20 protein-coding genes and 1 tRNA gene are annotated in these 22,751 nt (G+C 67.0%); 8 read left to right on the forward strand and 13 right to left on the reverse strand.

Annotated features, from left to right (window positions below; genetic code table 11):
* Positions 1–17: 17 nt before the first annotated feature.
* Positions 18–269, forward strand: coding sequence for a hypothetical protein (locus CKCBHOJB_RS13405; RefSeq protein WP_281049166.1), 252 nt, complete (start codon positions 18–20; stop codon positions 267–269).
* 3 nt (positions 270–272) lie between these two features.
* Positions 273–1,034 carry a PEP-CTERM/exosortase system-associated acyltransferase gene (locus CKCBHOJB_RS13410; RefSeq protein ID WP_281049167.1) on the forward strand — a complete coding sequence of 254 codons (762 nt, stop codon included), beginning with the start codon at positions 273–275 and terminating at the stop codon, positions 1,032–1,034.
* A gap of 62 nt (positions 1,035–1,096) precedes the next feature.
* Here CKCBHOJB_RS13410 and CKCBHOJB_RS13415 read toward each other — a convergent pair whose 3' ends face one another.
* The 4 genes from CKCBHOJB_RS13415 to CKCBHOJB_RS13430 form a co-directional block, all read right to left on the reverse strand.
* Positions 1,097–3,415, reverse strand: coding sequence for an MMPL family transporter (locus CKCBHOJB_RS13415; protein WP_281049168.1), 2,319 nt, complete (start codon positions 3,413–3,415; stop codon positions 1,097–1,099).
* A 32-nt stretch (positions 3,416–3,447) separates the two neighbouring features.
* Positions 3,448–4,713 (reverse strand): DUF1302 family protein, encoded by a 1,266-nt coding sequence (locus tag CKCBHOJB_RS13420; protein ID WP_281049169.1) that lies wholly within the window; start codon positions 4,711–4,713, stop codon positions 3,448–3,450.
* Positions 4,714–4,779: 66 nt separating this feature from the next.
* On the reverse strand, positions 4,780–5,583 hold the full coding sequence (locus tag CKCBHOJB_RS13425) for an outer membrane lipoprotein-sorting protein (RefSeq protein WP_281049170.1): 804 nt from the start codon (positions 5,581–5,583) through the stop codon (positions 4,780–4,782).
* A gap of 115 nt (positions 5,584–5,698) precedes the next feature.
* Positions 5,699–6,571, reverse strand: coding sequence for a ThiF family adenylyltransferase (locus CKCBHOJB_RS13430; protein ID WP_281049171.1), 873 nt, complete (start codon positions 6,569–6,571; stop codon positions 5,699–5,701).
* Between the two features lie 274 nt (positions 6,572–6,845).
* Here CKCBHOJB_RS13430 and CKCBHOJB_RS13435 point away from each other — a divergent pair, with 274 nt between their 5' ends.
* Positions 6,846–7,643 (forward strand): PEP-CTERM sorting domain-containing protein, encoded by a 798-nt coding sequence (locus tag CKCBHOJB_RS13435; protein WP_281049172.1) that lies wholly within the window; start codon positions 6,846–6,848, stop codon positions 7,641–7,643.
* A 122-nt stretch (positions 7,644–7,765) separates the two neighbouring features.
* Here CKCBHOJB_RS13435 and CKCBHOJB_RS13440 read toward each other — a convergent pair whose 3' ends face one another.
* From CKCBHOJB_RS13440 to CKCBHOJB_RS13475, 8 genes are all read right to left on the reverse strand, one after another.
* Positions 7,766–8,551: a PEP-CTERM/exosortase system-associated acyltransferase gene (locus tag CKCBHOJB_RS13440; protein ID WP_281049173.1), complete on the reverse strand. Its 786-nt coding sequence runs from the start codon at positions 8,549–8,551 to the stop codon at positions 7,766–7,768.
* A gap of 182 nt (positions 8,552–8,733) precedes the next feature.
* Entirely contained in the window at positions 8,734–9,456 is a 723-nt protein-coding gene (locus CKCBHOJB_RS13445; RefSeq protein ID WP_281049174.1) for a GNAT family N-acyltransferase, read from the reverse strand.
* Positions 9,457–9,481: 25 nt separating this feature from the next.
* Positions 9,482–10,276, reverse strand: a complete 795-nt coding sequence (locus CKCBHOJB_RS13450; RefSeq protein ID WP_281049175.1) for a methyltransferase domain-containing protein — start codon at positions 10,274–10,276, stop codon at positions 9,482–9,484.
* A 147-nt stretch (positions 10,277–10,423) separates the two neighbouring features.
* Complete coding sequence (locus CKCBHOJB_RS13455; RefSeq protein ID WP_281049176.1) at positions 10,424–12,316, reverse strand: propionate--CoA ligase; 1,893 nt, start codon at positions 12,314–12,316, stop codon at positions 10,424–10,426.
* Positions 12,317–12,413: 97 nt separating this feature from the next.
* Complete coding sequence (locus CKCBHOJB_RS13460) at positions 12,414–13,610, reverse strand: response regulator (RefSeq protein WP_281049177.1); 1,197 nt, start codon at positions 13,608–13,610, stop codon at positions 12,414–12,416.
* A gap of 24 nt (positions 13,611–13,634) precedes the next feature.
* The gene (locus CKCBHOJB_RS13465) at positions 13,635–14,630 is read right to left on the reverse strand and encodes an oxidoreductase (protein ID WP_281049178.1); all 996 of its coding nucleotides are present in this window, start codon (positions 14,628–14,630) and stop codon (positions 13,635–13,637) included.
* Between the two features lie 97 nt (positions 14,631–14,727).
* Positions 14,728–14,856 (reverse strand): hypothetical protein, encoded by a 129-nt coding sequence (locus CKCBHOJB_RS13470; protein ID WP_281049179.1) that lies wholly within the window; start codon positions 14,854–14,856, stop codon positions 14,728–14,730.
* On the reverse strand, positions 14,853–16,061 hold the full coding sequence (locus CKCBHOJB_RS13475; protein WP_281049180.1) for an MFS transporter: 1,209 nt from the start codon (positions 16,059–16,061) through the stop codon (positions 14,853–14,855). Before CKCBHOJB_RS13475 ends, CKCBHOJB_RS13470 begins: the two co-directional genes overlap by 4 nt.
* Before the next feature lie 109 nt (positions 16,062–16,170).
* Here CKCBHOJB_RS13475 and CKCBHOJB_RS13480 point away from each other — a divergent pair, with 109 nt between their 5' ends.
* Positions 16,171–16,746 (forward strand): LemA family protein, encoded by a 576-nt coding sequence (locus CKCBHOJB_RS13480; RefSeq protein WP_281049181.1) that lies wholly within the window; start codon positions 16,171–16,173, stop codon positions 16,744–16,746.
* Positions 16,747–16,864: 118 nt separating this feature from the next.
* Positions 16,865–17,767, forward strand: a complete 903-nt coding sequence (locus tag CKCBHOJB_RS13485; RefSeq protein WP_281049182.1) for a hypothetical protein — start codon at positions 16,865–16,867, stop codon at positions 17,765–17,767.
* Between the two features lie 12 nt (positions 17,768–17,779).
* Here CKCBHOJB_RS13485 and CKCBHOJB_RS13490 read toward each other — a convergent pair whose 3' ends face one another.
* Entirely contained in the window at positions 17,780–19,699 is a 1,920-nt protein-coding gene (locus tag CKCBHOJB_RS13490) for an ATP-binding cassette domain-containing protein (RefSeq protein WP_281049183.1), read from the reverse strand.
* A gap of 195 nt (positions 19,700–19,894) precedes the next feature.
* On the opposite strand from CKCBHOJB_RS13490, the gene CKCBHOJB_RS13495 reads away from it, so the two are divergent.
* From CKCBHOJB_RS13495 to CKCBHOJB_RS13505, 3 genes are all read left to right on the forward strand, one after another.
* The gene (locus tag CKCBHOJB_RS13495; RefSeq protein ID WP_281049184.1) at positions 19,895–21,922 is read left to right on the forward strand and encodes a site-specific recombinase; all 2,028 of its coding nucleotides are present in this window, start codon (positions 19,895–19,897) and stop codon (positions 21,920–21,922) included.
* 16 nt (positions 21,923–21,938) lie between these two features.
* A tRNA-Arg gene (locus tag CKCBHOJB_RS13500) sits at positions 21,939–22,013 on the forward strand.
* 53 nt (positions 22,014–22,066) lie between these two features.
* Positions 22,067–22,732 carry an HAD hydrolase-like protein gene (locus tag CKCBHOJB_RS13505; RefSeq protein WP_281049185.1) on the forward strand — a complete coding sequence of 222 codons (666 nt, stop codon included), beginning with the start codon at positions 22,067–22,069 and terminating at the stop codon, positions 22,730–22,732.
* Positions 22,733–22,751 lie beyond the last annotated feature (19 nt).

Raw genomic sequence — 22,751 nt, forward strand, 5'->3', positions numbered from 1 at the left:
CGCAGAAGCACTCGATAATGAACGCGCTGATCGCCCACGAAGAGGGCATGCTTGTCGGGAAGCAAGGCATCAGATCGTCATGCGCAGGCGGCATCTCACCGCGCATCGGCACTTGGTGGATGAAAGGCGATGGTTATGGAAGCAAGGCAGCATTTCGCACACTCTTACTGCAGGCAACCCGGACGATTCGTGGCAGGCGGATCGTCTTCCCCAGCGTCATCGCAGACGCAGCGCTCACCCCCAGCAGAATCGACCTCCACAACCGGTGAATCATGTCGCTGATTGACAACTCGAACCTTGGGAGCGGATTCCGGGGCTACTTCCGCATCGACGCCGCGCTCGACGACGAGCTTTATGACGAAGTCCTGCGTATCCGGCATGACGTCTATTGCGTCGACCTGGGCTTCGAGCGCGTTCGCGAAGATGCCCGCGAAAGCGATGACTACGACACGCACAGCATCCATTGCCTGTTGCGTACCGCAACCAGCCCTCACCGCGGGGTCGGTTGCGCACGGGTCGTGCTCACCGACCCCGAAGACCGAGCAGCCCCGCTCCCGTTCGAGCGGACCTGTGCAGGCGTGCTCGACCGCTCGATCATCGACCCCGCCAGGCTGCCGCGCGAGCGCATCGCCGAGGTGTCGCGGCTCGCGGTTTGCAGGGCCTACCGGCGGCGCAAGGGCGAAGAGCACTCGTATGTGAACAACGTGGAGGAAGACGCCCTCGACGCCTGCGAGCGGCCCCGCTTCCCCTACATCCCGGTCAGCCTGTACATGGGCGCGATCGCAATTGCCGCGCACCATGGCATCGACACCCTGTTCGTGCTCACGGAGCCGCGGCTGGCGAACCACTTCGCCAGACTGGGCGTTCGGGTCACCCAGATCGGCGGCCCGGTCCAGCACCGTGGCACGCGCGTGCCGTCGATGATCGACGTGCAGGAGGTCATCCGGAACATGCGCCTGGTGATGCGGCCGCTGTGGCGGGAGGTCGTGAGCGAGATCGAGCGCAGCTACAAGGAAACGGTCACGGCGCGGTGACGCGCCAGGGGCACCACGCGCAAGCATCTGCAGGCAAGGCCGAGGGTGTCCGCGACGGCGGCTCAGGCCGCCTGCCCATCCTGACATCGGCTGCGCCGACCCTGAACCCGGCTCCACAGCACCAGCAGCGCCGGGAGCAGAATCAACTCCATGAGCTGACCGGACAGCAGGCCCACCGCTGTCAGCATGCCGAAATGCGCGGTAGGCACGAAGCTCGAGGTGGTCAGCAGCAGGAACTGCGACACCAGCAGCAGCGAAGTCGCCACCACCGCCCTCCCCGACGCCTCGAAGCTGCGCGCCACCGAGAACACCACGCCATGACCCTTGTGTCGGCGCTCCTGATAGTTGTGGAAGATGTGGATGGTGTCATCCACCGTGATGCCGAGCACGACACCGGCGATCAGTACCGTCGCCATGTCCAGATGGATGCCTGCCGCGCCCATCAGCACGAACACGAAGAACAGCGGCGCGAGATTCGGCAGCATGCTGATCACGGCCGCCGGGAAGGAGCGCCACAGCACCAGCATGATCAGGAAGATCTGCCCGAAGGCACCGAGGAAGCTGTGCAGCTGGCCGACCACGAGCAGATCCTCCTGATCGGCGAACAGGCGACCGTACCCTGCGGTCTGCCACCTCAGTCCGGGGTCGTCAACTTCGCCCACCAGCGCGTCGATCTTGTCGATCACCGCCTGGATCGCGTTGGCGCCATGCACGTTCACGTTGAGCAGGATGCGCATGCGCTGATATTCGCCATTGACGAGTTCCTGCAGGTCGCGTCCGTCGTAGATCAGCAGGAGCTGGCTCAACATGCGGTCGTCGTCGGGCAGGCGGCGGAAGGCATCATCCTCCTCGTTGAAGGCCCAGTTCATTTCTTCGACGATGTCCATCATCGACAGCGTGCGATCGACCTCGGGCAGCGCTTCGACCCGTGTCTGCAAGGCCTTGATGCGCTGCAGGCGCGCCGCATCCTTGAAGGCATCCCGCCCCGGGCCGTCGACCACGATCTCGAGCGCCGTCACCCCGACCAGCGCGGCCTCCACCTTCGCGGTGGACTGGGTCAGCGGATGATCCTCGTTGAAGAACTTCAGCAGGTCCGACTCGGCCTGCACCCGCAGCACCAGGGGCGTCGCCGCCACCACCAGCACCACCACCGTGCCCACCACCCAGCCGGCGTGGCGGATGCCGAAGTTCGCCAGCGCACACGACAGGCGCTTGGTCCACGCGAAACCGCCGGAGCGCTGCGGCCAGGGCCCGCGGTCGAACCTCACCAGGAAGGGGGGGACGAGGTAGAACACGACCAGATAGATGATGATCGCGCCGATCGCCGCGATCAGGCCGAAGGTCTGGATCGGCGGGATGGGCACCAGCACCAGGCTGATCATCCCTGCCGCCGTGGTCATCACGTTGAACAATGCGGGCGTATGCACCATCTGCAACGCGAAGACGACGCGCTTCGGGCGTCGGAAGCCGGCGTCGCGCGTACGTTTGAGCGCCGCGTACAGGTGCAGCAGGTTCGACACCGTGTAGGCGGAGATCAGGGTGGGCACCATCGCCGTCACCAGCGTGTAGGGCTGGCCGATGGCCGCGATCAGTCCCACCGAGGCGATCACGGCGGTGCTCATCGCCATCGCGCCCAGCAGTACCGGCACCAGGCGGCCCACCACCCAGTACAGCAGCGCGAGGCCGAGCGCCATCACCAGCGGCGTGAAGATCAGCGTGTCGCGCAGCATCGACCGCATCTCGGCGGCGTCGAGCGCCACCGTGCCGGCCACCGCGACCAGGCTGTCGCCCATCTGCTCGGCCTCGACCGCCGCGCGGAACTCGGTCTCGATCGACTGGCGCTGGCGACTCTCGCCCAGCTTGTGGGTGCGAACGACCAGCGCCACCGCCTTTCCGTCCGACGACGCCAGCCACCCGGGCATGAAACGGTCCTCGAGCACGCGCTGGAGGCGCTCGGCATCGCCGTCCGCCTCCAGCGCCTCGGCGTCGATCAGCGGCTCGACCACGAAGCCGTCCGCCGTGCCGGAAATGTGATCGACGCGGGTCAGCGCGAACACCCGATCCACGTCCGGATGGCGTTCCATGCGCGCGCTGACGCGATCGAGCGCACCCAGCGCGGCAGCGCCATAGAGCCCGTCGCCGGCAAAGAGGCCGATCAGGATCTCGTCGTTGGGGAACTCCTTGCGCAGCTCGCGCTCCAGCACCGTGGCCGGTGCGTCGTGGGGGAAGTAGAGCTCGGGTGCATTGTTGAGGTCTAGCCGCAACAGGAGCGCGGCGCCGAGCGCCTGCACGACGACGATGATCGCCAGCGCATGGCGCCAGCGCAGCAGGCGCGGCTGCATCAGGCGCAGGAGAAAGGTGCGGAGTCGATCATTCAACATTGCAGCACCGCCGTCGTGCCCTGGCCTCGCATTCAGAACTTAGCCTGCCAGCCCACCATCACCGAGTCGTTGCGCGCGTAGTAGCCGCCGAGCGTCTGCTCGGCGCCACTGAAGAGATGGGCGGCGAGGAAGAACTCGTGCTGGTCGATGCCGGTGTAGGCCAGGCGCGGGTTGAGATACAGATCACGCTCGCCCAGCCCGGCCATGAGGCGCAGGTCGGCGCGCCAGCGGCCGTGAGCGAAGGGATGCTCGATCTCGCCGGTCACGGCGTAGAACTCGGTACGATCGAGCACCGACACGTCGGTCAGCGTGCGATGGCCGGCAAGCTGGAGCGTGACGCGCGTCTCACCATCGCCGGGGAAGAACTCCGCGCCCACCACCACATCGACGCCGGGATCGGTACGGTACTCGAAGCCGGGGGTGGTGAGCGGTACGTCGCTGCGCCAGGCCAGCTCCATGCGCCAGGTGGCGCCCATGCGCTCGGTCTCGAGCTCGGCACCGACCACCGTGTCGTAGGGGTGGATCGCCGTCAGCACACCGGGCGATACACGGTAATAGGGCTGCGACTGGCGCACGCGCTGCACGCTGAAGCCGTAGTCCAGCCCGTCGCCACCGCCAGTCAGGCGCACACCGCCGCCACCGCTGCCATCCTCGTCGGCCTCGCGTACCTTCACGCCGGCCAGCCCGGGCAGCGCGCCGAAGCCGAGCAGGCGCCCCTTCACCGTATCCACCGGATGCCATACGCTGTCGCCATGAGGCATCACCGCATCATCGAATGCCGGCAGCCACACCGCATCCAGCTTGAAGTCCTCGCCGAAATATTCCGCGCGCACCGCCGGCACCGCACGGCGGCGATCGGGCAGCCGGTCGAGGATCACACGCGACAGATCGACCCGGCTCATGCGATCGATGGGCGAGATCTCGTCTACCCGCCCCCACATCACGTTCTGCGTGCCGAGCGTAAGCCGCAAATCCTTGCCACGCCAGCGCAGATAATTCTCGGTGTAGTCCGCCCGCACGCGGGTGAAGTCCGCGCTGCCGAATTGCGACCATGCATCCAGCCGCGCGCCGAGCGCGTAGCTCCAGTCGCCCTCGCCGCCGGTGGCGCTGACCGCCATCTGCGCAAAGGCATCGCCCGAAGCGCGGGGATGGTCGGTGAAGCCGCCCAGTTCGACGCGCAGGCTGTCGACCTTGAATCCCGCCCCCTCGTCCGCCGCGAGCGCGCCCATGGACAGCAGCATCCCGCTGGCGACCGTCACCATGCCGCGCCGAAGCCGGCCCTCGTGTTTAGCTTGCATGCCCTGTCCTGCTTGCGTTGATTCGAGGTTCCGGCGCCACCCGCCCACCCGTTGCCCAGCCCGCGCTCACGGCCGGAATTCCTTCTCGCCGGCCTCGTCCTCGAGTGCCTTCGAACTGAACAGCCGCGCCGGCAGACCGCGGTCGTATGCGATGCGCTCCACCACCAGCCGCGTGCGATGCCCGCTGCGCAGATCCGTCATCGTGCTGTCCGTCACCGTCCAGTAGCCCTGCACCTGCTCGCGAGCGGCCACCTCGAGGCGCTTGGCCGGCCGTTCGGCGTCCTTCTCGTAGAAGTCGACTCGCAGCGGCAGCAGGCTCACCGGATCGATCCAGCTCACCCGACGCAGATAGACGGAATTGCCCGCCTCCACCGGCACGCTCTCCAGCACCTCGCAGGCCACGCCGTCGATGGACTCCTGACCGATCACGCGGTGGGTATCCATGGCCGGCTTGCGGTCGCGCAAGTCCTCGAAATAGTAGTCGGAGTTTACGAAGCGGCCGCCCTTGCGGCTGGAGTCCACCCGGCGCACGCGCTGCATCGCGGGCAGATAGATCCACTGGCTGGATTCGCCGTAGGCCGCATCCAGCGTCAGCAGCCCGGTGCCCGCGATGTCGGCGGGGTCGGTGAAGCGGATCAGCGTGGCGACCTCGCCGCCCTCGCCGCTCAGCCGGTACAGCACCATGCTGCGCACCCGCGGGCTGCGCCCCTCCTCGGTCAGCGACATCGTGACCACCGAGCTCGCATCCTTGCCATCGGGGCGGTCATACACGCGCTGGGCGAGCGCCAGACCCGCATCGTCCGCCCCTGCGGCCGAGCCGATCAGCAAGCCCGCGGCAAGGCCGGCAAGCGCACGCGAAAAGGTATTCATGAACCAGCGGCGCTCCAGCGCCTGCAGACCTGCCATTGCTCCTCCCCTGCCGGAACGGCCAAGACTCGCCGCATTCTAGCCCAGCGACGCGCGGCCCCCGAAGGCCAGCACCCGATCAGCGCTGCGCGTCGAGCTTTGCCAGCCGCCGCTTGGCGACGAAACTCTTCAGGCGCTGCAGGGGATTGCGGTTGCCCATCCACAGCCGGCGGTGATGGAAGCGGCCGACGCGTGCATCGAGGTAGGTGTACCAGGGCACGCATCGAAGCTCGTCGGGATGCAGCAGCGCCACCAGCGCCTGCGTGGTGATGAAACCCGCGCACAGCTTGCAGCCTGCCACCGAACTCGGCCCCTTGCGCGCCTTCAGGTTGATGGAGCTCGGGTCGAGATAGCGCAGGTGGTAAAGCTCGGGCGCGAAGCCGAGCAGGAACTGCACGATCTTCTCGTCCTCGCTCATGGCGGGCGTGATCGCGAAGTAATCTTCGTAGCTCATGCCCTGCGGCCCGAAGGCCAGCATGCCCGCCCCCAGCCCCAGCGGCACCGCCGCGACCGTCGCCAGGCCGCGCGCCGAAGCCGCATTGACCAGCAGCGGGTGCTTGTCCACGGCGAAGGCATCGACCGCATCCACCGCGAGATCGACACCGTCGAGGAAGGCATCGATGTTGTCGGCCTGGATGCCGTCGGCGAAGGTGGTGATGCGCAGTTCCGGGTTGATCGCGAGCGCCTGCTCCACCATCACCTCCAGCTTGCGCCGCCCCAGCGTCGGCACGCTGGCGCCGTACTGGCGGTTGAAGTTCACTAGTTCGAACTCGTCGAACTCGGCCAGGTGAAAGCCACCCACGCCGGCCCGCACCAGGCTGATCAGGTAATCCCCCCCCACCCCGCCCATGCCGGCGATCGCGACGGTGGCATTGCGCAGGCGCTCGTGCTCGGTGGCACTGACGACGCCGAGGTTGCGGCTGAAGGCTTGGTTGTAATCGAAGGGAGTCAAGACAGGTCTCCGGCGATGACGGGGTTGAGGGCATCTTTCCGCAGGGACGGCTGCATTACAAGGGCGGATCCCACGAACCCTGTCTTCGCATGCCCGAGGGCATTCAGCCGCGAGAATGTGTCGGCATTTTTTACACTCACACGCCAACCAACACGGCGACCAGCGCTATCTCACTGTTTTTTATGACCTTGCATGTTCAGGCACGGATGGTGCTTATTGAACCGCAGGGGAAACATGGAAGCGCCTGGTACCCCGCCAACTTGGAGGCAAAATCATGAAACTCAACAAATTTGCAGCAGCGCTGGCGGTTTCGTCGATGTTCGCATCGGGCGCCGCGATGGCTGAGCCCTTCTACATGGACGTGACTCAGTTCTCTAGTTCTTACGCAGGGGACGGCACGACTGCAAGCATCTTTCAGCTCGCGGTAGATTGGTCAGCCACTTCCACCTACACCGACGACAACGGCACGGCCGGCCTTAACATCGGTGACTCGGTTACCGACAGTGGCGGGGGCTCCGTTTCTAATTTCTTGGGCAGCACTGGAAGCGCAATCCTCGGGGGCAATAACAATGAAGGCATCGGATCGAACTACCAGATCCGTTTCGCATATACCGACCTCTCGGGCACGATTGCCGCGATAAATCTCGCCTCGACCGCCATTTTGGCGAATTACACTTCCGGCACTATTTACGTTTATGGATCGGCAATCGATATCAATGGAAACATCGTTGCCCCTGAACTGCAGTTGCTCACCCTGAACGTCTTCGCCAGTGCCGGCGACCTTGCAAACGCAATTATCTACGCAACGGTGTCGAACCCACTCGCGGACACATGGTTCTTCCCGCCAGCAACTGACTGGAGCGATGTGACCGTAGCTATCAACATGCGTCTGGACACCAACCTGGATACGAGAACGGCGCCCACATCCATTGGGAATGGCCAATATACTCGCTCCACCACGCTGAATGGCAGCGTGGAGTTTAACCGGGTCCCTGAGCCAGGCATCCTTGCTCTTCTCGGCGTGGGCCTCTTCGGACTAGGCGCCGCACGGCGCATGAAGAAGGCTTCCTGACTCTGTCGGAGCACACCAAGAAAAAAGCCGCGCAATGATGGCGCGGCTTTTTTTCGCCCCCCATCCAGAGGAGACAACGCCAAAGGCGTAACCGGGTTGTCCCGCCAGTCGCTCAGACGCTATCAGATATGAAGGCCAGCATCCCTGTAGCTCTTGGCCTCAGCCACCAGCGGCCACGCGGCGGAGGTCATCATCACCTGCGGCTCCGCCTCCACACCACCGAACATGAAGCGATACAGGCACGAATTGCGCGCCGCCAGCCCCGCCCTGGCAGCCTGCGCACCGATCAGATAGGGCTGACGAGCCGGACTCACGGTGGTATTCAGCGGGCCGGCTTCATGAAAGGGAAAGCCGAGACGGTTCAACAGCCGTGCGAGCGCCGGCTCCATGGCAGCGTAGCAGTGGGTGATGCCATAGCGGTTGGCGAGGTTGAAAATCTCGCGATACAGACCCAGCGCCACGAGAGGCCCCTCGCGCTTGAGCATGGAATGCGCCGACCCACCGGCCGTGCCAGACGCCTGATGTCGCCCCAGCATGTTCGAGACCTCACCGCGAAGCCTGCGCAACCTCGACGACAGCGCAAGGCGACCGATTTCGCCGATCTGGCCGACTGAAGCCTCCGTGCCTCGCGACAGGCTGTAGCGCGCGCTGACGTTCAGCCCGTTCGGCCCCGGCAGGATGAGCCGCGAGCACCCGACGGCGACACCCGTCTCTTTCACCCGGCACAGCACATGCAGGCTGTGCACGTCGTATTCGTCACTTTCGATGGCGACGCCACCCGCGCGCCTGCCGTCGGGCACGATCCGCCCCAACTCCTCGCAGAACACCATGTGGCGCAAGGCCAGGTATTCCGCGTAGGCGCCCGTGCCGGGCTCGACCACCGAGTATTCGTATCTCTCCAGCAACATCCACACCTTGAGGTTTACGCGTGTGCGATGGCGCGATGCCTCAAAGCATTCGCACGCGTATGTTGCCGTGGAAGATAACTTAGCCCCGGAGGCTGTCCGTCAAGTAATTTGTAAATTTCTTCGTGATAGATCTCACAGATCTCACGCGCGAAAGCACAAGGCGAGCGGGGAAATATGTGCGATCAGGCCATGCCCAGCTCTGCCTGTCCTTGCTGCATGAAGCGCAGCACCGCCTCTTCCCGGGCCCCCAGGCTGCGTTCGATCTCGAGCGCACTGATCAGGAACACGCGACGCGGCGGCGACACGCCTGCATTGACGGGCCCCACGGGCACGAACGGAAAACCAAGCGCGATCAGCAGGCGGCTGAAGTGGCTGTCCATCGCCGCCACGCAATAGCCGATGCCGATGCCCTTGCACAGCTGGTAGATCTCGCGGTACATGCCAAGGACCAGTTCGGGCTGATGTCGGCGCATGCCTTCCGGCCGGCGCAGCATCTCGTCGCCCGGGTCGCCCTCGATGGGCTTGCCCTGGTCCGAGTGCCGGCGACGGAAACGCGGGGCGATCGCCATGCGCGATATTTCGCCGATGCTGCCCTCCGTAGCGTCGGCATAGGGCAGCGGGTGGTCGATGACATAGCGCGAGGTGACGTTGAGCCCCTTCGCACTCGGCAGGATCACGCGCACGAAACCTGCAACCGAAGCGTCGGGCTTGTATAAGGCTATGAAGTGCCGGCTGTATCCGTCATAGCCGTCGGTTTCGATCGGCAGCCCCCTGCTGGAACACAGGCCACTCGGCTCGATCCGCCCGAGTTCGGCGCAAAACACTTGGTAGCGCGCCTCGAGATACCGCTCGTAGGCGGGCGAACCGGGCAGCACTTCCTCGAAGCGAAAGTACTCGGTTTCCATGTTCACTCCCAGATCAAGCTGTCGATCATGCTTTCCGGCCAGACACGATGAAGACGCCAGCGGCCACCATCAGACCTCCTGACGCCACCTTCTCCGCGAGTTCCTCGTAAAGCGCAGGGACATCCACTGCGCCGCCGAGCAGTGAAGCCTTGTATCCGAGCAGGATGTTGAACAGCACCGGGAAAGGCAGCTCGCTACTGGTGAGAGCCAGAACCCGGCTCCTGACGTCGACGAAGCCGGCCTCGGTCATCATCCCCTGGAGCTTGCGACCGATGAAGCGGTCTCCGCCCTGCGCGGTCTGGACGGCCTGCGCATCGCACAGCAGTTTGCTCACCCGGGCGTCCTCCGGATGGAAGATCACCAGTCCGTCGTCCGAGTCGACAGCACAGAAGCGCCCGCCCGACCGGGTGACGCGATGGACTTCGCGCACCACGTCCAGGGGATGCGGAACGTGTTGCAGCACGAAGCGCGCATACGAGAAATCGATCTGCTCATCGGCGAGCGGCACGGCGTCGCCGAAGGCCTGATGAACGAAAAGGCCACGGGCAGGCCGGCTGCGCACATTGGTCTCGATCTGCGCAGAGAGTGCCGCGCTGGGCTCGACTGCATGCAGACTGCCCTCGGGCGCGAGCTCGGCCAGCAGGTCGGAAACGAAACCCGGCCCGCTGCCCACCTCGAGCACGTCATGCGCCGGCTTGAGGCCCGCGGCACGCAATATGCTGACCTCCATGTCGCGCATGGCCTGAGACTGCTGATACAGACGCGTGGTCTGGAACGCTGCGTCGTCCAGCTGTTCGAAGTTGTATGAGCCGGTGTTCATAGATTAATGATGATCCAGTTGGTGAATTTCGCGCTGACATAGATCACACCCGCCATCCGCTAGTCCCTGACCTGAACCATAGACGGAAAGAAGAAAAAAACGGGGCCCGCGTCTAGCGAGCCCCGTCTCTTCAGCGAACAACCCGGATCAGCCCTTCAGCGCATCCCTGATCTGCTCCAGCGTGCTCGGATCGTCGATCGTGGTCAGATCCCCCGCATCACGCCCTTCGGCCAGCGCCTGGATCGAGCGGCGCAGCATCTTGCCCGAACGCGTCTTGGGCAGGCCGCCGATGAAGTGGACACGCGCCGGACGGGCGATTGCACCCAGGCTCTCGTCGACCTTCTTCATCACTTCCTTCTCGAGCGCGGCGCGCTTCTCGGGGCTGTCGACGTCGGCGGCGTTCTTCACCACCGCGAAGGCCATCGGCATCTGGCCCTTGAGCTCGTCGGCCACGCCGACCACGGCCACCTCGGCGATCGCCGGGTGGGTCTGCACCGCTTCCTCGATCTCGCGGGTACCGAGGCGGTGGCCGGCGACGTTGATCACGTCGTCCATGCGGCCGAGGATGGTGTAGTAGCCCTTGTCGTCCTTGATGCCCCAGTCGGACGAGGAATAGACCACCGGCTCGGTGAACAGGCTGAAGTAGGTGCTGACGAAGCGCTCGTCCTGGCCCCACACGGTGGACAGGCAGCCCGGCGGCAGCGGCGGCACGATGCCGACGATGCCCTTCTCGTTGGCACCGCATTCGCTGCCGTCCTCGCGGAAGATGCGAAGGTCGTAGCCGTAGACGGGAAAGGCGGGCGAGCCGAGCTTGATCGGGCTGTCCTCGACGCCGCGGCAGATGGCGAGCATCGGCCAGCCGGTCTCGGTCTGCCAGTAGTTGTCGATGACCGGGATGCCGAGCTCGCTCATGATCCACTCGTGCGAGGTCTCGTCGAGCGGCTCGCCGGCGAGGAACAGGTGCTTGAGCGAGGACAGGTCGTATTTCTTGAGGAAGGCCGGGTCCTGCTTCTTCAGCACGCGCACCGCGGTGGGCGCGGAGAACATGACCGAAACCTTGTACTTCTCGACGATCTGCCACCAGATGCCGGCGTCCGGACGCAGCGGCGTGCCCTCGTACATGATCGTCGCCATGCCGGCGATCAGCGGGCCGTAGATGATGTAGCTGTGGCCGACCACCCAGCCGATGTCCGAGGTCGAGAACATGGTCTCGCCCGCGCCGCCGGTGAAGATGTGCTTCATCGACGCGGCCAGGGCCACGGTGTAGCCGCCGGTGTCGCGCTGCACGCCCTTGGGCTTGCCGGTGGTGCCGGAGGTGTACAGGATGTAGCTTGGCTCGGAGGACTCCAGCCACTCGACCGGGACCTTGGCGTCCATGTGCCTGGCGCGCAGCTCGGCGTAATCGACGTCACGCCCTTCGACGCGCGGGAAGCCCTTGTCCAGGCCGCGATCGACGATCAGCACCTTGGCGGGCGGGAATTCGGCGAGCTTGCAGGCCTCGTCCACGAGGTGCTTGTAGGGCACCGGCTTGCCGTTGCGCATGCCGGCGTCCGAGCTGACCATCAGCACCGGCTTGGCGTCGTCGATGCGGGTCGCGAGCGAGCCGGCCGCGAAGCCGCCGAACACCACCGAGTGGATCGCACCGATACGCGCGCAGGCCAGCATCGCGAACGCCGCCTCGGCGATCATCGGCATGTAGATCAGCACGCGGTCGCCGCGCTTGACCCCGAGCTCCCGGTAGATCGCCGCCATGCGCTCGACTTCGCGCTGCAGCTCGGCGAAGGAATAGACCTTCTCCTCGTTGGTCTCGGTCGAGATGTATACGAGCGCGCGGTCGTCCGGACGCGCGGCGGCGTGGCGATCGACGGCGTTGTAGCACAGGTTGGTCTCGCCGCCCTTGAACCACTTGACGAACGGCGGCCTGGAAAAGTCGCAGATCTGCTCCGCGGGCTTGTTCCAGTGCACGAGCCGGGCCTGCTCGGCCCAGAAGCCGTCGCGGTCATCGATGGAACGGCGGTGGAATTGCGTGTAGTCGGACATTGTTTCCTCTCTCCCTTCAATGGTCCCTGAGTAGATTTGGCGACCCGTGGCCGCGCCGCGCCGGGACAGCGCGACATGGCCGACAGGCACGCACGGTTCAGACGGAGGTCCGGGTTGCCTCCCCGTCGATGTGGTCGCCTCCGCCCTTGTGTTGGAGTGCCTTTAGCCTGGCGAGCGGTAGTCCGACCGGGTGTTGCGATTCTATCAATTCGAGCAGTGGCATCAGGGCGGCGACCAGCGCCGGCACCTTCGCCGACAGCCCCTCCGTGGCGCCGCTGCGCAGTTGCTGCAGCACCTGATCGATGCTCGGCACGCGGGCGAGCTGGCGCTCGATCTCGGCGGCATCGACCTCACCAGCGTCCGCGAACACGCGATTGCCGCCGGCTGCCCGCGCCTGCGCGGCGCGCTCGGCAGCGAGGGCGAGCAGCTCGTTCACCGCGCTGCGCCCGTCGCCCAGGGCGTTGGCGACGCCGATGCTGAGCGTGACCCGGATGCGTTCCTCGCGGTAGCCCATCACCAGCTTCTCGACACTGGCGCGGACGCGCAGCGCGAAGGCGCAGGCCGAGGCGCGGTCGGCGCCCGGCGACGACAGCAGTGCGAACTGCGCCGCGGCATGCTGCGACAGCGTGTCCTCGGCGCGGATGCGCTCGGTGATCAGGCGGCCGAGCTTGCGCAGCACGAGCTGCACCACATGGCTGCCGTGACGCGCGACGAGCTCGTCGTACTGGTCGAGCTCCATCACCAGGGCGGCGGTATCGGCCTGCCGCCGCTCCGCCTCGGCGACTGCCTGGGTGGCCCGATGCGCCAGATATGCCGGGGTGACGAGGCCCGACTCGGGATCGACCGGGCTGTTCTGCGCGAGCGCGACCCGGCTGCGCGCCAGTTCGCTCTGCGCGCGCGACAGCCTCAGCAGCGAACTCAGGGTGGCGAGCAGTTCGACACTGCCCGAGCCCTTGGCCACGAAGCCGTTCGCCCCCAGCCCCAGCGCCCGCTCGCGCGCCGACTCGTCCTCGTCGCCAGAGATGATCACCACCGGCAATTCGCGCACGCGCGACACCCTGGAGGCGCGGATGCGCTCGAGCAGGCCGTAGCCGTCGAGCCGCGGCATGCCGATGTCGGTGAGCACGAGCTCGATGCCCGGATCGACCAGCAGCGCCTCCCAGCCCGCCTCGCCGTCCGCCTCCTCACGCACCTCGAAGCGGCCCCGGATGTGCTTGACGATGGACGCGCGCACCATGCGCGAGTCGTCGACGACGAGGATGCGGGGAAGGCGCTCGTCTTCGCTCATCGTCATCCCGTGTCCGTCAGCGCGTCGGGATCAGGCGCCGATCCGCACCACGGTGCGACCCTTGACGCGGCCGTGGATGAAATCGTCGAAGGCCGCCGGCAGCTCGTCGAACGCGATCGTGCGCGTGATCGCCGCGAGGTGGCGCGGCTTGAGGTCGGTGGCCAGGCGGTCCCACACCCGCTGCCGGGTCGGGAAACCCATGTAGCCAGAATCCACCCCGAGCAGGCTCACCCCGCGCAGGATGAAGGGGAAGACCGTGGTGTCGATGTTGAAGCTCGCCGCGTTGCCGATGCTCGCCACCGTGCCGGCCTGCTTCATCGTCGCCAGCACCCAGTGCAGGATCTGCCCGCCGACGTTGTCCACCGCGCCGGCCCATCTCGCCGCCTCGAGCGGACGCACCTTGTCGAAGTCGATGGTCGAGCGCAGCAGGATCTCGGCCGCGCCGAGCATCTTCAGGTAGTCGGACTCGGCTTCCTTGCCGGTGAGCGCGACCACGTAGTAGCCGAGCTGCGCGAGCATGTCGATCGCCAGCGCGCCCACGCCGCCGGTGGCGCCGGTGACGATTACCGGGCCGTTGGCCGGCGCCAGGCCGTTGTCTTCCATGCGCACGATACCAAGCGCCGCGGTGAAGCCGGCCGTGCCGAGCGCCATCGCCTCGAACAGGTCCAGCCCGGCCGGCAGCGGCACCACCCAGCCCGCCGGCACGCGCGCGTACTCGGCATAGCCGCCGTGGTGGGCGACGCCGATGTCGAAGCTGGTGGCGATGACCTTGTCGCCGGGCGCAAAGCGCGCGTCGGCGCTCTCCACCACCTCGCCGCACAGGTCGATGCCGCCCACGCAGGGGAAGCGGCGGATGATCTTGCCGGCGCCGGTGGCCGCCAGGGCGTCCTTGTAGTTGATGCTGGAGTAATGGACGCGGATCGTGACCTCGCCCGCGTCGAGCTGCTCGGGGGCGAGCGTGCCCATGCGGCTGACCACCTTGCGGTTCTCGTCCTGGTCGATCACGAAAGCCTTGAAGGGATTCATCCGGAAGTCTCCTGTCGAACGCTCGGGGCTGCCGCCGTGCGGCGTGATCCATAATTATAGCCAATTCCGCGCGTCGCCTCGCCCTCCGTTCACCGCCTCAGCCGCACATCAGCAGCAGGTTGCCGAAATCGAGCAGCAGCGCCGGATGCTGGTAGGCGGCGAACAGCAGGCCGAGCACGAGCGCCGCCAGCACGATCAGCGCCAGGCGCAGCAGCCCCTTGCTCATCGCGCTTCGGTCCGCAGCAGCGGCGCCTCGCGGACCGGCAGCGACAGCGCCGCCGCCATCACCGAGAGCGCGATCGACAGCCACCATGCCATCAGGTACGAGCCGCTGAGATCGAAGATGCGCCCGCCCAGCCAGGCGCCGAGGAAGCCGCCGATCTGATGGCCGAGGAAGACGATGCCGTACAGCATGCCCATGTAGCGCAGCCCGAAGATGTGGCCGACCAGGCCGGAAGTCAGCGGCACCGTGCCCAGCCACAGCAGCCCCATCACCGCGGCGAACAGGTAGAGCGTGAGCTGCGACAGCGGGAACAGCAGCAGCGCCAGGATGGCGACGATGCGCAACGCATAGATCCCCGCCAGCAGCCCCTTCTTGCTGTAGCAGCCGCCCAGCCAGCCCGACAGGAAGGAGCCGAAGATGTTGAACAGCCCGATCAGCGCCACCGCGGTCATGCCGATATTGGCCGACATGCCGCTGTCCACGACGAAGGCGGGCAGGTGCAGCATGATGAAGGCGGTCTGGAAGCCGCAGACGAAGAAGCTCCAGAACAGATAATGGAAACTCGGCGTGCGCATCGCCTCGTTCAGGGCCTGGCGCAGCGACTGCTGCACGCCGGTGCCGCGATCGCTGGTGCCGGTGACCGCAGCGGCGAGCGGAACGATCAGCGCGATGCCGAAGGCCAGCCACAGCAGCGCGTCCTGCCAGCCCACCATGGCGATCAGCCCCTGCCCCACCGGCAGCACCGCGAACTGGCCGAAGCTGCCGCCGGCCGAGGCCAGGCCGAGCGCCATGCTGCGCTTTTCCGGCGCCGCCATGCGCCCGATCACGCCCAGCACCACGCTGAACGTGGTGCCCGCCAGGCCCATGCCGATGAACAGGCCGGCGCCGACGTTGAGGCCGAGCGCGGAGTCGGCGTGCGCCATGATCACCAGGCCGAGGATGTAGAGCAGCGCGCCGCCGACCAGGGTGCGGCCGGCGCCGTGACGATCGGCGAAGGCGCCGGCGAAGGGCTGGAACAGCCCCCACAGCAGGTTCTGCAGCGCGATCGAGAAGGAGAACAGCTCGCGCGACCAGCCCTGGTCGAGCGTCATCGGCTGCAGGAAAAGGCCGCCGGTGTGGCGCACGCCCATCGACAGGGTCAGGATCAGCGCGCCGCACACCATGACGACGATCGGGCGGCGAAGGAAGGACAGGTTCTGGGTGGACAAGACGGGGACTTCCGCTCTGGTGGCCCTGATTGAGGGCCGCTGTGGCATGCGTAACGCTTGGGATCAGGGCGCGAGTATAAGATGCGCCCGAACAAACAGGAGTCCTGACATGAGCATCGGCACTGCCGTCTTCCTCGCCCTGATCGTCCTCGCCCTGCTCTATGGCGTCGTCACCTACAACGGGCTGGTGCAGCTCAAGCACAACATCGCCAAGGCCTGGGCCAACATCGACGTGCTGCTCAAGCAGCGCCACGACGAGCTGCCCAAGCTGGTCGAGGTGTGCCGCCAGTACAAGCAATTCGAGCAGGAGACGCTGGCCCGCGTCACCGAGGCGCGTGCGCGCGTGGCCCGGGCGCGCGAGGCGCACGACGTGCCCGCGCTGGGCGCCGCCGAAAACCTGCTGCGCGCCGGCCTGGGGCAGATCTTCGCGGTCGCCGAGGCCTATCCCGAGCTCAAGGCCAACGAGCACTTCATGCAGCTGCAGACCCGCATCACCGCGCTCGAGAACGCCATCGCCGACCGCCGCGAGTGGTACAACGAGTCGGTCAACCTGCACAACGTGCGCATCGAGCAGTTCCCCGACCTGATCGTCGCCCGCCTGTTCAGCTACACCGAACAGCCGCTGCTGCAATTCAGCGTGGCCGAAAAGGCCGACGTCGACCTGAAGGCGCTGTTCGGCACCTGACACGCTGCCCGACGGGCGCCGCCGAACATCGCCGTCGACGACCGCCCTCCCCCGCCTTCCCCCAACCCAGGCACCCCTGCCGCGCAGCCGGTGCCGCCCGCGCCCGGGCGTCTGAGCCATGCTCGTCCATCTGCGTCCTGTCCGCCTCGACGTCGCCCTGCCGGCGATCCAGCTCTGCGCGGTGCTGCTCGCGCTGCGCTTCGGCGAGCGCCCGGGCACCATCACCGCACTGCTGCTCCTGCTCGCCACGAGCCTGCTCGGCTGGATGCGGGCGATCCGCCACGCGCGCCTGATTTCGGACACGCCGACCGCACGCATCGCCTCGGCGGCACAGGGCTATACCGAACTGCAGGGCCGTGGCCAGCCGCTCGACGGCACCCCGCTGCTGTCGCCGGTCAACGGCCTGCCGGTGCTGTGGTACCGGCTGGTGACCGAGCGCCGGCAGTCCGACGGCAAGTGGCGGGTGGTGAGCACCGACACCAGCGACGCCTCCTTCCTGCTCTACGACGGCAGCGGCCAGTGCGTCATCGACCCGGACGGCGCCGAGATGCTGGTGCGGCGCCACGACGTCATCCGCCGCGACGACCTGCGCTACCGCCAGTGGTCGCTGATCCGCCACGACCGCCTGTACGTGCTCGGCGATTTCGCCACGCTGGGCAGCGTGGATGCGGACTTCGACTTCGCGACCCAGTTCAGGGAACTGCTCGCGCAATGGAAGGCCGACCACCCCGCGCTGCTCGCCCGTTTCGACCTCGACGGCGACGGCCAGATCGACCTGCGCGAATGGGAACTCGCCCGCGCGCAGGCGAAGCGCGAAGTTCGCCGCCTGCAGGCCGAGGTGCTTGCCGCGCCCGAGCTGCACGTGATGCGGCAGCCGGCTGACAGGCGCCTGTACCTGATCTCGGATCGCGACCCGGAGCAGATCGGGCGCAACTACCGCTGGCTGGCGGTCTTCCACGCCTGCGTGTTCCTCTGCGCCGCCGCTTCCGGTGCCTGGTTCATGCAGATCGGGTTGATCTGAACACGGCCGCGCTCAGCCGCCGGCGCGCGACTCCAGCTCTTCCCAACGCAGCATCGCGGCCTCGATCTCGCCGTCGAGCGCCTCCATCCGCGCCTTGATGTGCGCGACCTCCTGCGGTGCGCTCTGGTACAGCGCCGGATCGGCCATGCGCGCGTGCAGCGCGGTCTGCTCGTCCTCGAGCGCGGCGATGCGCTCGGGCAAGGCCTCCAGCTCGCGCTTCTCGTTGAAGGACAGCTTCGCCGGCCGGCCGGCGGCCTTGGGCTCGGGCGCGCGCGCCTTTTCGGCGGGCGCCGCGCTGCGCTTCGCGCTTTCGCGCGCGGCGGCCTCCTCGGCGCGCCTGGCCTGCACGCGCTGCCAGTCGCCATAGCCGCCGGCGTACTCGCCCCAGCGCCCGTCGCCCTCGGCGGCGATCACCTGGGTGACGACGTTGTCGAGGAAGGCGCGGTCATGGCTGACCAGGAACAGCGTGCCGTCGTAGCCGGCCAGGAGCTCCTCGAGCAGGTCGAGGGTCTCGATGTCGAGGTCGTTGGTCGGCTCGTCGAGCACCAGCAGGTTGGCCGGACGGGCGAACAGGCGCGCCAGCAGCAGGCGGTTGCGCTCGCCGCCCGAGAGCGACTTGACCGGCGAGCGCGCGCGCTGCGGCGCGAACAGGAAGTCGCCGAGATAGCCGATGACGTGCTTCTTCTCGCCGCCGATCTCCACGAAATCTGAGCCCGGGCTGATGACCTCGGTGAGCGGCAGTTCGGGGTCGAGCTGTTCGCGCAGCTGGTCGAAGTAGGCCACGGTCTGGCGCGTGCCGCGGCGCACCGTGCCCTCGTCGGGCTCGATCTCGCCGAGGATCAGCTTCAGCAGCGTGGTCTTGCCGGCGCCGTTGGGGCCGATGAAGCCGATGCGGTCGCCGCGCAGGATGCGGGTGGAAAAGTCGCGCACGACGGTCTTGCCGCCGTAGCGCTTGGTGACGTGGGTCAGCTCAGCCACCATCTGGCCGCTCTTGTCGCCCGTATCCACCGCCAGGCTGACGTTGCCGAGGCGGTCGCGGCGCGCGGCGCGTGCGACGCGCAGGGCCTCGAGCCGGCGCACGCGGCCCTCGTTGCGGGTGCGGCGGGCCTCGACACCCTTGCGGATCCACACCTCCTCCTGGGCGAGGAACTTGTCGAAGCGCGCGGCGGCCTTCTCTTCGGCTTCCAGTTCCTCGGCCTTGCGCCGCTGGTAGTCGGCGAAACGCCCCGGGTAGCTTGCCAGCTTGCCGCGGTCGAGCTCGATGATGCGGGTGGCGACGTTGTCGAGGAAGACGCGGTCGTGGGTGATCACCATGACCGCGCCGCGGAAGTCGCGGATCAGCTCCTCCAGCCACAGGATGCCGTCGAGGTCGAGGTGGTTGGTGGGCTCGTCGAGCAGCAGCAGGTCGGGTTCGGCAACCAGTGCGCGCGCCAGCGCCACGCGCTTGACGCCCCCGCCCGACAGGCTGGAAACCTTCGCCGCAGGATCGAGTCCGAGACGGGCCACGACCTGTTCCACGCGCTGGTTCAGGCGCCAGGCCTCGGCCGCTTCCACCGCGTGCTGCAGGCTGTCGAGCCGCGCCAGCGCCTCCGGCGTGGCGTGTTCGGCGACCGCCAGCATCGCGGCGTGGTAATCGACCAGCAGCCTGGCGGCGGCGCCCAGGCCGTCGGCGATGGTCTCGAACACGTCGCGCTCGAGATCGAAGTCCGGCTCCTGCGGCACGTAGGCGGTGACCATTTCGGCCTGCCGCCAGACCGTGCCATCATCGAGCGCCGCCTGGCCGGCAAGTGCCCGCAGCAGGCTGGACTTGCCCGAGCCGTTGCGCCCGATGAGGGCGACGCGCTCACCGGCATCGAGCTGGAAACTCACGTGATCGAGCAGATCGACGTGACCGAAGGCAAGACAGGCGTTATCGACGGAAAGCAGGGGCATCGGCGCACGGTGCAGCGCTCGGCTGCATTCTGGAACAGGGCCGGCGATTTTAGCCCCGCGCTGGCGATGGCGGCGGAATACCGCATAATGCAGTGCACAATTTCTCTCCGGAGGCGCTCCTTACGCCTGTCCCCGGTACCGCTGCGCGCGCCCTGTCCGGCTCTGCAGCGCGCAGCAAACAGATACAGGAACACGATGGAAAGACTCCTCGAACGCTTCGCTCAGCCCGATCAGGACCAGGTCGCCCTGTGGGTGGCGCTGGTCGACAAACTGCGCCCGCGGCGACCGACCGAGGCCGACAAGGCCACCGAAAACCTGCGCACATTGTGCCGTCTGCTGGCACGCCGCCCGGAGCTGCTGGCCAACCTGCGCAACGCCGTGCTGCGGCTGTTCGACGAGCACAAGCAGGTGACGATGTATGTCTCCTCCGGCCTGCTGCCCTCGACCGGCTTCTTCTCCGAGACCTCGCGCCGCATCGGCAGCCGGCTGCTGCCGGAAGTGGTCGACACCAGCTACCTCAAGGACCTGATCTCGGTCGTCTTCCACCGCGTGGACGACGAGGTCTGGGTCAATGCCATCGCCGACGAGGACTGGCAGGAACTGCTCCGCCTGCTCGTCGGCCACCAGACGCCGATGTTCGAGGAGGACGCCAGCCCGCTGCCCAACGCACTCGGCGAGATCCTCGAGTCGATGCGCGTGCTGTCCTTCCACGTCTCGGCGATCGGTCTCGACCGCGAGCTGGTGCGCATCGACCCCAACCTGGAAGAGCACGAGTCGCCCTTCCTGGCGCAGAACGCCGAACTGCTGACCTACATCGAGCATTACAGCGCGTGGTGGACCACCCCGGGCGCGCTGATTGCCGACGACGCCCACCTGACCGTGATGCTGCACCAGTGCGACGAGGTGCTGCAGCGCGTGAGGAAGCGCGCAATGCGCATCGGCACCAGCCTGACACTGACCTTCAAGCTCGAACGCCTGCGCCAGCACCTCGAGCGCATCCACGAACTCAACTCGCTGCTGAGCGAGCTGCGCACGCGACGGGTCGTCGAGGACGCTGCGCCGCGCATCGTGCGCCTGTTCAAGACCCTGGTGCGCGCCGAGTGCCGCAAGAACATCCTGTCCGACTACTGGGGGCAGAACGTCGAGCTGCTGTCGCTGCGCATGACCGAGAGCGCGAGCAAGACCGGCGAGAAGTACATCACCAGCTCGCGCAACGAATACTTCGGGCTGATGGCCTCGGCCGCGCTCGGCGGGCTGATCATCGCCTTCATGGCCGGCAACAAGATCGTGCTCGGCAGCCAGGGCATGGCACCGCTCAACGAGCTGCTGTCCTTCTGCCTCAACTACGGCCTCGGCTTCATGCTGATCCACATGCTCGGCGGCACGGTCGCCACCAAGCAGCCGGCGATGACGGCGAACGCCATCGCCGCCTCGATCGGCGAAGCGAGGGGCAAGACCCGCGACCTCGAGGCGCTGGCCGACCTGGTCGTGCGCACCATACGCAGCCAGGTCGGCGCCATTCTCGGCAACATCTGCGTGGCCATCCCGGTGGCGCTGCTCGTCGGCCTGCTGATCAGGCTCGGCACCGGGGAGCACTTCATCGGCCCGGACAAGGCGCACAAGCTGCTCGACGAGATCGACCCGCGCGGCGGCGCCCTGCTGTTCGCAGCGATCGCCGGTGTATGCCTGTTCACCTCGGGCCTGATCGCCGCCTATTACGACAACCTCTCGGCCTACAACCGCGTCCCGCAGCGCCTGCGCCAGCTACGCGGCCTGCGCAGCTGGCTGGGCGAGGCGCGGGCGGAACGCTTCGCAGCGTATGTCGAGCAGAACATCGGCGCGCTGGTCGGCAACTTCTTCTTCGGCTTCCTGCTCGGCGGCGCCACCGCGATCGGCGTGCTGTTCGGCCTGCCGATCGACATCCGCCACATCGCCTTCTCGTCGGCCTATCTGGGCTATGCGGCGACCGCGCTCGACTTCTCAATTCCGACCGCCACCGTGGTCCTCGCCTTCAGCGGCGTGCTGCTGATCGGCCTCACCAACCTGCTGGTGAGCTTCACGCTCACCCTGAGCGTGGCCATGCGCGCCCGTCGCATCAGCTTCGCGCAGGGCCGCACGCTGGGCGGGCTGCTGCTGAAAAGGCTGCTGCGCAACCCCGCCGCCTTCCTCTTTCCGCCGCGATCCGACGAACCGGCACTTGGTCCTACGCCCCCGAACGGCTAGAATGCCGGCCCTGAGTCTCGTCATAGTTCAATGGATAGAACGGGCGCCTCCTAAGCGCCAGATCCAGGTTCGATTCCTGGTGACGGGACCAATCCCACTCCTGCGGTGCCTTTCCCGCTGACCGCCCACCCGCCGGTTCCCCGCATGCCCCGCTACGCGCACGTGCTGTTCGACCTCGACGGCACCCTGATCGATTCCGCGCCCGCCATCCTCGCCAGCTATCGCGACGCCTTCGCCGCGGCCGGACGCGAGGCGGTGGTGCCGATCGACGCCTCGATCGTCGGCCCGCCACTGCTCGAGACCCTGCAGATGCTGGCGGGCACCACCGACGCGGCGGTGATCGGTGACCTGGCGGCAGGTTTCAAGGCCAGCTACGACAGTGACGGCTACCGCCAGACCGCGGCCTACGCGGGCGTGGGCGAGATGCTGCAACGCCTGGTCGATGCCGGGTGCACGCTGGCGATCGCCACCAACAAGCGCCTGCTGCCGACGCGGCTGATCCTGGAACACCTGGGCTGGGCCGGGCACTTCGCCGCGGTGTACGCGCTCGACCTGTTCGAGCCCCGCCTGCCGCACAAGGCGGCGATGATCGCGCGCCTGATGCAGGACCGGGCGATCGCGCGCAACGAGGCGGTCTATGTCGGCGACCGCAGCGAGGACGGCGAATCGGCCGATGCCAATGGCCTGCCCTTTCTCGCCGCGACCTGGGGCTACGGCAGCCTGAGCAGAGCGGAAATGGCGCCCCACTGGCATGCGGTCGCCACCCCGGCAGCACTCGCCGACGCGATCCTGTCCGCCGAACCGATCTAGAACAGCTGCAGGTATCCGG

It is taken from the genome of Thauera sp. GDN1, from assembly GCF_029223545.1.
In the GTDB taxonomy this organism is placed as follows: Bacteria; Pseudomonadota; Gammaproteobacteria; order Burkholderiales; family Rhodocyclaceae; genus Thauera.